Raw genomic sequence first — 11,379 nt, forward strand, 5'->3', positions numbered from 1 at the left:
ACCTCACCTCGCTGATCGGCATCCGCCACATCGTGGTCGCCATCAACAAGATGGACCTGGTCGAGTACAGCGAAAAGACCTTCCGCAAGATCGTCGAAGACTACGAGGCCTTCGCCAAGCAGATCGGCCTGACCGACGTCACCTTCATCCCGCTGTCCGCCTTCAAGGGCGACAACATCATCGAGCCCAGCGACCGCATGCCCTGGTTCCACGGCAGCACGCTCATGGGCTACCTGGAGACGGTGGAAATCGACGAAGCCCGGCAGCAAAAGACCCCGTTCCGCATGCCGGTGCAGTGGGTCAACCGCCCCAATCTCGACTTCCGGGGCTTCTCCGGCACCATCGCCGGCGGCGTGGTCAAGGTCGGTGACCGCATCCGCACGCAGCCCTCCGGCAAAGAAAGCACGGTGGCGCGCATCGTCACGTTCGACGGGGATCTCCAGCAGGCCGTCGCCGGCCAATCCATCACCCTGACCCTGGCCGACGAGATCGACATCTCGCGTGGCGACGTGATCTCTGTGGCCACCTCATCGGCCGGCGTGGCCGACCAGTTCGAGACCACCATCGTCTGGATGCACGAAGAGCCGCTGTTCCCCGGGCGCCCCTACCTGCTCAAGATCGGCACGAAGACCGTCAGCGCGACCATCACCGAGATCAAGTACCAGGTCAACGTGAACACGATGGAGCACATCGCGGCCAAGAAGCTCGATCTCAACGCCATCGGCGTGTGCAACATCAGCCTGGACCGTTCCATCGCCTTCGACCCGTACAGCGAAGACCGCGACACCGGCGGATTCATCCTGATCGACCGCCTGTCCAACAACACGGTCGGGGCTGGCCTGGTCCATTTCGCGTTGCGCCGCAGCCAGAACATCCACATGCAGCATGTGGACGTGAACAAGGACGCCCGCAGCCAGATCAAGGGGCAGAAGCCCTGCGTGCTCTGGTTCACCGGCCTGTCCGGTGCCGGCAAATCCACCGTCGCCAACCTGGTGGAGAAAAAGCTGTTCGCGCTGGGGCGCCACACCTACCTGCTCGATGGCGACAACGTGCGCCACGGTCTGAACAAAGACCTGGGGTTCACCGAAGAGGACCGGGTGGAGAACATCCGCCGCGTTGGCGAAGTGGCGCGCCTCATGGTGGATGCCGGCCTGATCGTGATCACGGCCTTCATCTCGCCCTTCCGGGCCGAGCGGCAACTCGCCCGCTCGCTGATGGCCGAGGGCGAGTTCGTCGAGATCTTTGTCGATGCGCCACTGGCCCTGGCCGAAGAGCGCGATGTCAAGGGCCTCTACAAGAAGGCGCGGCGCGGCGAACTCAAGAACTTCACCGGCATCGACTCGCCCTACGAGCGGCCGGAGAACGCCAACCTGGTGCTGCCCACCGGCGAACTCACGCCCGAGCAGGCCGCCGATCTGGTGCTGGAGTACCTGAAGCAGAGCGGGGCCATCTGACCGGTGTGCACGCGGCCTTTTGGTTGCTTTTGGAGCCAGATACAAGGTGCCACTGGAACTTTTGGGCGTGAGGAGATGCTGAATCTGTAACATCGTGTTCTTTCAATGGAGGAGCACGACATGGCACTGGTTCGGTATCTCACGCAACTCGGTTTCAACGCTTTCCCCTTCGGAGACTTCTCCTGGGGGGACTTCACCGCCAGCGCCACGACGGTGGACTATGTGCTCGGTGGCCAGACCCTCAGGCTCACCGGCACCTTCACGCTCTCGGGGACCGACGTGGTGGGGGGTACCGTCTCCCAGGTCAGTTTCCTCTCCGCCGGGGTCAGCCAGATCCAGGTCCAGAACCTGTCGCTGGCGTTTGCGGACTTCAGCACCCTGCTGACGAACAACGATCTCGCCGGGCTGCTGCCAGCGGCCGACGAGTCGCGCGGCAACGCCCAGGCCAACCGGATCGAGGCCTTCGGTGGCGATGACCGCCTCTTCGGCTACGGGGGCGCCGACACCCTGATCGGTTCGTACGGCAACGACCAGCTCGATGGCGGGACAGGAGCCGACGCCATGGTCGGCGGCAGTGGCAACGACACCTATGTGGTGGACAACGCCGCCGACAAGGTGGTCGAGGCGGCGGGTGGTGGACGCGACCGCGTCGAGACCAGCCTCACCAGCTACACCCTGGGGGCGCAGGTGGAAGACCTGGTGTACCGCCAGGGCGCCAGCTTCACCGGCAATGGCAACGGGCTCGACAACCTCATCATCGGTGGCCAGAACAACGACTCGCTGTCCGGACTGGGGGGCAACGACGAGCTGCGGGGCGGCAATGGCAACGACACCCTCAACGGCGGCGCAGGTGACGACTTCCTGGTCGGCGATGCGGGGGCCGCCTACGTCACCACGTACGACTCGCGCACTCTCTCGGTGGACCCGGTGCGCAACATCAGCATTTCGCTGATCGCACCCGAAATCGTGGAGCCGGTGGCCGCCGGCACCCCGTCGGTGACCGTGTCCGGCTACGTGAACAACGCCTCGCTGACCAGCTCCCGCTTCAACCTGGCTTTTGTGCTGGACGTCTCCGGGAGCATGACCTCCACCTTCCCCGGCGCCACCGTGGGCGACCTCAACGGCGACGGCTCCGCCAACACCCAGCTCGACGCGGTTCTGGCCTCGTTCGCACAGCTGGTCCAGTCGATCAACGACGCCGGCCTGGGAGACGCCGTCAACATCGGGGTGATCCCGTTCGAGAGCAGCTCCTACATCGCCGCCATCGGCGATGGCAACTCGGACAGCGACGGCAACGGAACGCCGGATGTGGTGGACGCGGCCTACGCGCTCGACGAACTCGGCGGCACCGCCTACGAACTGGGCCTGCAGCGCGCCATCGAGTTCTTCGGCGTGGCGCCGCAAGGCAACAACTACGTCTTCTTCCTGTCGGACGGGGCGCCCAACGCGCAGAACTACGACGCGCTGCTGAGCACGCTCCGCGATCCGGCCGGGATCAACGCCGCCATCCGTTCGCTGGCCATCGGCACCACGGTCGGCTCCAGTTACTACGACATCCTCGACCTGCTCGACGACTTCACCGCCAACGACTCTGCGATCGCGGTCAACAATCCCGACACGCTCGACGCGGGCCTGATCGCATCGGGTGTGGACCTGGCGCAGATCGACGCCGTCCAGCTTTACCTCGACGGCGCCTTGATCACCACGCTCACCGCCGACCAACTGGTCTCCACGCCCTTCGGCCTGAAGTATTCCGTCACCATCCCGGGCCTCTCCAGCGCCCAGAGCAACCGGATCGAGGCCCGCCTGGTGCTGGCCGATGCAGGGGGCAGCACCCTGTCCACCAGCCAGTTCGTCACCGTGGGCACCCTGCTGTCCGACGACCTGCTCCTGGGCGGACTCGGCAACGACACCCTCGATGGCGGTGCCGGACTGGACACCCTCAACGGCGGAGCGGGTGACGACGTCTATATCGTGCACGCGGTCAACACGGTGATCACCGAGGCCGCTGGAGCAGGCTTCGATCGTGTCGAAGCCGACGTCACCTACAGCCTCAACAAAGCCAGTCTGGCCAACGTCGAAGCCTTGTTGCTCACCGGCTCCGAAGCCCTGGGTGGCACCGGCAATGCGGCGGACAACCGCATCACCGGCAACATCGGCAACAACGTCATCCAGGGGCTGGGCGGGAACGACACGCTGGACGGCGGGTTTGGCGTGGACACCGTGACCTACAGCGCGGCGGCGGCCGGCGTCAGCGCCAGCCTCGCCACCGGCCTGGCCACGGGCGGTGCGGGCAACGACACCCTGATCAACTTCGAGCACCTCAGCGGCAGCGCTTTCAACGACACCCTGACCGGCAGCGCCGGGGCCAACATCCTGCGCGGACTGGACGGCAACGACAGCCTGGACGGCGGCTACGGCAACGACACGCTCTACGGTGGCGCCGGCAATGACACGCTCAACGGTGGCTATGACATCGACACCCTGAACTGGTCTGCGCTGGGCAACGCCATCACCGTCAACCTCAACGTCAACTACACCGGCGGCAACGCCACGGGGGAGGGCACCGACACCGTCCAGGGCATCGAGAACGTCGTCGGCACCCGCTTCAACGACAGCATCACGGACGCCGGTTATTCATCGAACCTCCACAACGTCTTCGACGGCGGCCTGGGCAACGACACCTTGTCGGGCGGATCCGGCAACGACACCCTGATCGGCGGCAAAGGTGACGACCTGCTGTCCGGCGGTGTGGGTGTGGACACCGCCGACTACTCCGGCAACACCACGGCGGGGGTCGTGGGAGGCATCGCGTCGGGCACCCTGAGCAGTGCCGACAGCGGCACCGACACCCTGACCGGCTTCGAGGTTTTCATTGGAACGAAGTTCGCGGACAACGTGACCGGCAGCGACGCGGCGGACACGCTGCTGGGCGGCCTGGGCAACGACACCCTGGCGGGCGGCCTGCTCAACGACTCCATCGACGGCGGGGCCGGGGTGGACTCCCTGTCGGGCGGGGCCGGGGACGACACCTACGTGGTCGATGTCGCGGGCGACAAAGTGGTGGAACTGGCCGGCGAGGGCGTCGACACGGTGCTGACCGCCATCGGCATTGCCAACCTGTACGCCGAGGTGGAAAACGCCACGCTCACCGGTCTGGGTGCCATGGACCTGGGCGGCAACGCGCTCAACAACACCTTGCGCGGCAATGCGGACGCCAACCTGCTCAACGGCCGGGCCGGCAACGACTCGCTGGTCGGTGGGCTGGGCAGCGACACCCTCATCGGCGGCGCCGGCAACGACACCCTGGTGGGCGGTGAGTACAGCAACGACGCGGGCGACTGGGTCTCGTTCGCTGGCGAGACCGCGGGCGTGACCGCCACCGTCAGCTCCTACGGCAGCTCCACGGCCACCTCGGCCAACGGCGACATCGACGCTCTGCAGTACATCGAAAACGCCATCGGCACGTCCTTCAACGACAGCCTGACCGGCGACTCTTACGCCAACGTGCTCGATGGTGGTGCCGGCAACGACACGCTCAGCGGCGGTTACGCCAACGACACGCTGTTCGGCGGTGCGGGCGACGACAGCGTCTCCGGCGGCGACGGTGACGATCTGCTGGTCAGCGCGGCGGGCAACGACACCTTCAATGGCGGGTATGGGACCGACACCGTGGACTACTCCATGCTGGGGGGCGTCGTGGTGGTCGATCTGTCCGCAGGCACGGGGGTGTCAGCGGGACACGGCAACGACACCCTGATCGATGTGGAGCGTGTGCTCACGGGAGCGGGCGGCGACACCCTGGGCTGGCTCAGCACCACGACCACGACCTCCAGCTCACTCTACCTGGACGGCGGTGCCGCGGCCGACAGCCTGGTCGGCTCCAACGGCGCCGACACGCTGGTCGGCGGTTTTGGCGCCGACACCATGGCCGGTGGCTACAGCAACGACGTCTATTACGTCGACAACCTGGGCGACCAGATCGTCGAGACGGCCGCGGTGTACGGGTACGACAGGGTCTTCTCTTCCGTCAACGTGAGCGCCCTTTGGGTCGGGGTGGAATACGCCAACCTGACCGGCACCGCCACGGTGCTCAATGGCAACGCCTTGAACAACGAGCTGGTGGGCAACGAGCGCAACAACACGATCAGCGGCGGCGGCGGTTACGACAGCATCACCGGCGGGCTCGGTCGCGACACCCTGTCGGGGGGCGACAGCTACGACTACTTCTACTTCAATGCCGTGGCCGATTCGTCTCTGGGCAATGCCGACGTCATCACCGACTTCGTCAGCTACAGCTCGGGTCTTGCCGGGCGTGACACGCTGTACCTCTACAACATCGACGCCAACACCACCAACGCCACGACCTACGACGCCTTCAGCTTCATCGGCCTGGCCACGTTCAGCGGGACGGCGGGTGAGTTGCGTTACGCGCAGTCGGGTGGCAGCACCTTCGTCTATGGCGATGTGGATGGCGATGCGGTGGCCGATCTGGCCATCGAGCTGACCGGCACCATCACGCTCAACAGCTACGACTTCAGCCTCTGAGTTCGTCGCATGCGTCGAATGAAAAAAGCCGGTCTCGCGAGACCGGCTTTTTTTCAGGGCAGGCCCAGCACCTGCTGCAGCCTGGGCAGGATGTGCCGGCGAAAGTCCAGCGTGTTGGCCACGCCCTGTGCCGCACGCTGGCGCATGGGCTGGGTGTCCTCGGTCAGCAGCCGGTGCACGCCGTCCACCATCGCGTCCTGGTCGAAAAACGGGAACAGCAGGCCGTTGTCTTCGTGTCGGATGAACTCAGCCACGGGCGCCGTGTCGGAACCCAGCACCGCGCAACCGCTGGCCAGGGCCTCCAGCAACGACCACGACAGCACGAACGGGTAGGTCAGGTACAGGTGCACGGAAGACACCTGCAGCAGGTCCAGGAAGGCCGCGTACGGCTGGCTGCCCACGAAATGCACCCGTGCCGGGTCGGTCACCGGCACCTCCGCCTGCATGACCTCGCGCCAGCTCTTGAACGGCGGTTTGGGCATCGCGCCATAACTCACCTTGTCGCCCCCGACGATGACCACCTGCAGGGCCGGGTCCAGCGCCAGGATGCGCGGCAGCGCCCGCATGAACGTGTGGAAGCCGCGGTAGGGTTCCAGCTGGCGGGCCACGAAGGTCAACACCTTCTGGTCGCGGGTCAGCCGGCGGCCATCGGGCAACACAAAGGCCGCGTCCTCCCGGCGTGCGTACACACCCATGTCAAAGCCTTCGTGAATCACCTCGATGGGGGTACCCGAGCGCTGCGGATAGCGCGAGCGCTGCCACTGCGTCGGCGAGATGCCCAGATCGCAAGAGGCCAGCGCCTGCAGGTTCACGCTGTTCTTGATGCGCAGGCGCAGCAGGTCGTCGTCCGTGGGCGGGAACTCGGGGTCAAAACCCACGTCACCGCCCCGCGCCTGGTAGAAGTATTCGAAGTAGTTCACCAGCCGTGCGTCGGGGAACACATCCTTGACGAACAGCGATTCGCCCCAGGCCGGGTGGGCCACCACCAGGTCGGGCACAAAGCCTTTCTGCCGCAGCCCCATGCACAGGCGCGCCACGTCCTGCCCGCGGCGCACCGCGGTTTCGTATTCGCGCAGGTAGTGGTGCGTCTTGCTGTCGGGCACCGGGGGGCGCTGCGCATAGGTCACCACCTGCAGACCCGGTATCTGCGTCTTGGCCCGCACGTTTTCCGTCACGCCAAGGCCCAGCACCTGCACATCGCGCCGGGTGGTCAGGTGGGTGCCCAGCTGCTTGAACTGACCAGGGAAGTTTTGGTGGATCAGGAGGATGCGCATGTGTCGACCGGGGAGAGGCGGTATCCAGGAACGAGAGAGCATAGCTTCAGCCATGTACGCCCCACGTATGATCCCCAGCCATGCCCTCATCGTCGCGCAGTGCAGCACTCAACCGTCGCCAATGGATGATGGGGGCTGCCGCTTTGGCAGCAGGGTGTGGCGGTGGGGGCAGCAGTGGTGGAACGGCGCCGCCCGGTGCGCCCAATGTGCTGTTCCTCGCGATCGATGACCTCAACGACTGGGTGGGCTACCTGGGTGGTCACCCGCAGGCCATCACCCCCAACCTGGACCGCTTGGCTGCGGCATCGTCCTCGTTTCAGCGCGCCTACTGCAACGCACCCCTGTGCGGACCGTCCCGGGCCAGCGCCCTGACCGGCCTCTATCCCTACCGGACCGGCATCTTCGACCACTCGAGGACGCAGATCCCGAGGGCCTTGCCCGACCTGCCGCGCCACTTTGAGCGCAACGGGTACGAGACGCTGGTGATGGGCAAGGTCTACCACAGCTTCACGTCGTTCGAGAATCCATTGCCGCCGGTCTTCCCGGTGACCAACGTCCAGTGTTCCGGGTATCCGGTCCTGCCGGCAGCCGGTATCTTTGACTGGGCTGCCCTGGACGTGGCCGACGAAGTCACCGCCGACGTGCAGATTACCGCTGCGGGTCAGACGTTTCTGGACGCCCCTCGTGCAGCACCGTTTTTTCTGGCCCTCGGCTACATCCGCACCCACGTGCCCTGGTACGTGCCCAAGCGGTACTTCGATCTGTACGACGAAGCGAATCTGTGGATTCCGCAACCGCCTGCCGACGACTGGAGCGACCTGCCGAAGATCGCACGCGACATTGCGTACTTCCAGAACCAGCACGCCTGCATCACGGGGCAGAACCTCTGGCGGTCTGCCGTTCGCGGCTACCTTGCCAGCATCTCCTTTGTGGACGCCCAGATCGGCAAGATCCTCGCGGCCCTGGACCGCAGCCGGCATGCCGACAACACCATCGTCGTGCTCTGGAGCGACAACGGATTCCATCTGGGCGAGAAGTTCCACTGGCACAAGCAGTCGCTGTGGGAGGAAAGTGCGCGCGTGCCCTTCCTCATACGCCGCCCGGGCAGGGCAGGTGCCCGCATCGATCGGGATGTGTCGCTGGTCGACATGTTCCCCACCCTGTCGCAACTGTGCGGGGTGCCCCGCCCAGCCGAACTCCACGGTCACAGCCTGCTGCCGCTGATGGACAACCCCGGCATGCCGTGGGACCACCCGGTGCTCACCACCTACCTGCGCAACCACCACGCCATCCGCCAGGGCCGGTGGTGTTACATCCGCTACGACGATGGCACCGAGGAGCTGTACGACCGCCTGACCGATGGCGACCAGTTGAGCAACCTCGCGGCCGATCCCCGATGGCGCGATGTCAAGCTGCAACTGGGTTCGCTGATGCCCGCCCCGGTGTGACCGACGTGCCCATCTCGATCCAGGACCCAGGGCTGTCCCATCGGGTCAGCCGGTTGCAGACGCTGCCCGCCGTGCAATACACGCGCCAGCCGCCGCGTCGGCTCTGGTACTGCGACCGCGCCGCCCGTGATCAGAACGACATCCACTACACCCAGCTGCAGGCACAGCTATCCGAGCAGTCGCTCTACCTCCTGCTCGACGCCGACGTGCGCGGCAAGGGCGTGATCACCCTCGACGGGCGCATGCTCCGCGAAAACCTGGAAGGGGCTCCAGTGGATCGGCTGCGGCCGCAGATCGCACAGGAAGCGCCCGGCGATGCGCGCGTGATCGAAGAGCCTGTGTTCTACGCACTGCGCTACGGCGTCAGGAACTACGGACACTGCCTCACCGACATCCTGCCGCGCATGATCTGGTTCCACCAGAACCACCCAGGTATCCGCATGGCGGTGCACAAGGACATGCCTGCACCCCTGTTTGATGCGCTGCGGTCGTTCGGTATCCGCGAGCAGCACCTGCTGACCATGGGCGATGAACACCTGCGCGTGCGTCAGCTCTATTTCATGGACCTGTGGAACCGGCATCCCCTCGTCCACGCCCCTCGCAGTTTCGACTGCCTGCGTCAGCTTCGGCAATCGCTGCCCCCATTGGGCTGGCGGCAGACGTTCAAACGCTGGCCGACGCGCCTGTTCGTCACGCGCGAAGACGCCACGACACGCCGCGCGGTCAATCACGACGCTGTCGAGCGCGTGCTGCGGTCAAGGGGCTACACCCCGCTGAGCTGTGGAAAGCTCTCCCTGCACGACCAGATCCGGCACTTCAGCGCCGCAGAGGCCGTGGTGGGCATTTCCGGTGCGGCCTTGACCAACACCGTGTTCTGTCAGCCCGGCGTGCCGGTCGTGAACCTCGCACCGGCGTCCATGCCCTCGTCGTACTTCTGGGACATCGCCCACCACGCCGGCTTGCCGTATTCAGCCGGCTACTTCACCGCCCTGCAGCCGCACAAAGGCATCCATTCCGACCTGAGCATCGACCTCGACGGGCTGGAGCAGCTGCTGGCCGACTGATCAGATGCCCGCTTCTGCGCTGGCGTAGCCGTAGCGCTTGCGGCCCACCAGACACAGGCGCTCCACCTTGGCGATTTCCGCTTCGCTGAGCACACCCTCGTCGCGGTGGCTGGTCTCGCGGGTCACCGCTTCCTTGAACCACGCCGCGTCAAACTTTTCGCCCACAAACTCGGTCACCTGTTGCAGGTGGTCCAGTGGCTTGGCGATGAAGTCTTCGTACTTCACTTCCAGCACCCGTGCCGGATACGCACGCTTCATGGTGGTCATGATCTCGGCCGCTTCGTTCCAGTAGTTGGCCGCCCCCAGCAGGCTTTCCACCTTCATCACCTTGCCAATGCGCAAGCTGGCCACCACATCCACCGGATCGCGGTAGATGTGCACCAGCTTCACCCCGGGTGAGGCCATCACCATGGGCGCGCCGTACACGTTCTGGGGCGACTTGTCGAACCAGCGCGTGGCGCCCGGCTTGCGGCGGGCCATGAAGAGCGTCATGTAACGCTGGTACAGGTCCATGCGCGAGCGCGACTCGTTGAGCACCAGCAGGAATTCCTCTTCCGTCACGCCATCCATTTCCCGGTGCTTCTTGATCACCGGGTTGTTGAGCAGGAAGTGCCGATAACCCGGCGTGCCGAAAGGCTCTGCCATGCGAAAGAACTGCGTCTCCTCCGGGCTCACCAGGTTGGGGTGCAGGTTCAGAAACTTGCGCAGCATGGTCGTGCCCGATCGGACACAACCCAGGATGAAAAAGGGCTTGGAGGACATGCGCTTCATGGCAAAAAGCCAGCCACCGCTGTCAAACGGTCAGGCTGGCCGGGTAGGTCGTGGGTCGGGCAGGCGGATGCTCAGGCCTTGGCCGGCGCCTTGGCCTTCAGGCGGCGGAACACCGTGCGCTGCGTTTCCACAGCCTGGCCGTCCACCATCTTCTTGCCCGTCACCTGGCGGAACACACCCAGGCCCATCACCCGCACGGGCTCTTCTCCACCCTTTTCCACGGCATCGCCCACGCTCTGCAGCGTGTGACGGATCAGGCGCAGTGCGCGTTGGTCGGGCAGCCCCTTGAGCAGGGCGGGGTTGCTGGTCTTGAGGGCGGCGAGGATATCGGCAGCTTTGATCATGAAAAACTCCTTGGGGGTGAAAAGTGAAAAAACGGGCCGGGCCGGCTTATTCCAGCAAGCCCTTGTTTTTGAGCACGCGCCGCAGCGCCTGCATCTGCTGGGCAATCTCTTCTGCCACCGAACGTGCGCTGGTCGTCTCGGCGTTCTGTTCAAACCAGGCCGACGCCAGTGCCAGCGTTTCGGGCAGGCTCAAGGCGGCCAGTTCGTGACGCAGCTGCCGCATGTGCCACTGGGTCTGCACCCAGGCGCCAAAGGCCTCCACCTCCTGCGGCGTCATCTGTTGCTGCAGTTCGGCCGGCAATTCGGGTTGGCCCAACGGTACCGTGCCCACCACCGCGTTCACCCCACGCTTCTTCTCGGCGTCGTAGGTGGTGCGGATCAGCTGGATGACGTTTCGGCGGGTTCGGAAATGCATGGACGGAGCATAAACCCAATCCACCACTTTGGGCAATATATTGCCCGCAAAAATCTACAAG

At 65.2% G+C, this 11,379-nt stretch carries 8 protein-coding genes; 4 read left to right on the forward strand and 4 right to left on the reverse strand.

The features are described from left to right. Both cysC and ACR2JA_RS11755 read left to right on the forward strand, forming a co-directional pair. A partial coding sequence (cysC, locus tag ACR2JA_RS11750) for an adenylyl-sulfate kinase (protein WP_434009265.1) occupies positions 1-1,454 on the forward strand: 1,454 nt, incomplete at its 5' end. A 120-nt stretch (positions 1,455-1,574) separates the two neighbouring features. Then, positions 1,575-6,002 carry a beta strand repeat-containing protein gene (locus ACR2JA_RS11755; RefSeq protein WP_434009266.1) on the forward strand — a complete coding sequence of 1,476 codons (4,428 nt, stop codon included), beginning with the start codon at positions 1,575-1,577 and terminating at the stop codon, positions 6,000-6,002. 53 nt (positions 6,003-6,055) lie between these two features. On the opposite strand, the gene ACR2JA_RS11760 is transcribed toward ACR2JA_RS11755, so the two are convergent. Continuing rightward, positions 6,056-7,276 carry a glycosyltransferase gene (locus ACR2JA_RS11760; RefSeq protein ID WP_434009267.1) on the reverse strand — a complete coding sequence of 407 codons (1,221 nt, stop codon included), beginning with the start codon at positions 7,274-7,276 and terminating at the stop codon, positions 6,056-6,058. 206 nt (positions 7,277-7,482) lie between these two features. Between ACR2JA_RS11760 and ACR2JA_RS11765 the strand changes: the two genes are divergently transcribed. Together ACR2JA_RS11765 and ACR2JA_RS11770 are read left to right on the forward strand one after the other, a co-directional pair. Then, positions 7,483-8,724, forward strand: a complete 1,242-nt coding sequence (locus tag ACR2JA_RS11765; protein ID WP_434009268.1) for a sulfatase — start codon at positions 7,483-7,485, stop codon at positions 8,722-8,724. Between the two features lie 5 nt (positions 8,725-8,729). Next, positions 8,730-9,788 carry a glycosyltransferase family 61 protein gene (locus ACR2JA_RS11770; RefSeq protein ID WP_434009269.1) on the forward strand — a complete coding sequence of 353 codons (1,059 nt, stop codon included), beginning with the start codon at positions 8,730-8,732 and terminating at the stop codon, positions 9,786-9,788. On the opposite strand, the gene ACR2JA_RS11775 is transcribed toward ACR2JA_RS11770, so the two are convergent. From ACR2JA_RS11775 to ACR2JA_RS11785, 3 genes are all read right to left on the reverse strand, one after another. Beyond that, positions 9,789-10,559: a sulfotransferase family protein gene (locus ACR2JA_RS11775; RefSeq protein ID WP_434009270.1), complete on the reverse strand. Its 771-nt coding sequence runs from the start codon at positions 10,557-10,559 to the stop codon at positions 9,789-9,791. Positions 10,560-10,630: 71 nt separating this feature from the next. Then, positions 10,631-10,903, reverse strand: coding sequence for a hypothetical protein (locus ACR2JA_RS11780; protein ID WP_434009271.1), 273 nt, complete (start codon positions 10,901-10,903; stop codon positions 10,631-10,633). Positions 10,904-10,949: 46 nt separating this feature from the next. Further along, a complete protein-coding gene (locus ACR2JA_RS11785) occupies positions 10,950-11,318 on the reverse strand; it encodes a hypothetical protein (protein ID WP_434009272.1) in 369 nt (122 codons plus the stop codon). Positions 11,319-11,379: the final 61 nt, after the last annotated feature.

Source organism: Hydrogenophaga sp. (assembly GCF_051007235.1).
GTDB lineage: Bacteria > Pseudomonadota > Gammaproteobacteria > Burkholderiales > Burkholderiaceae_C > Hydrogenophaga.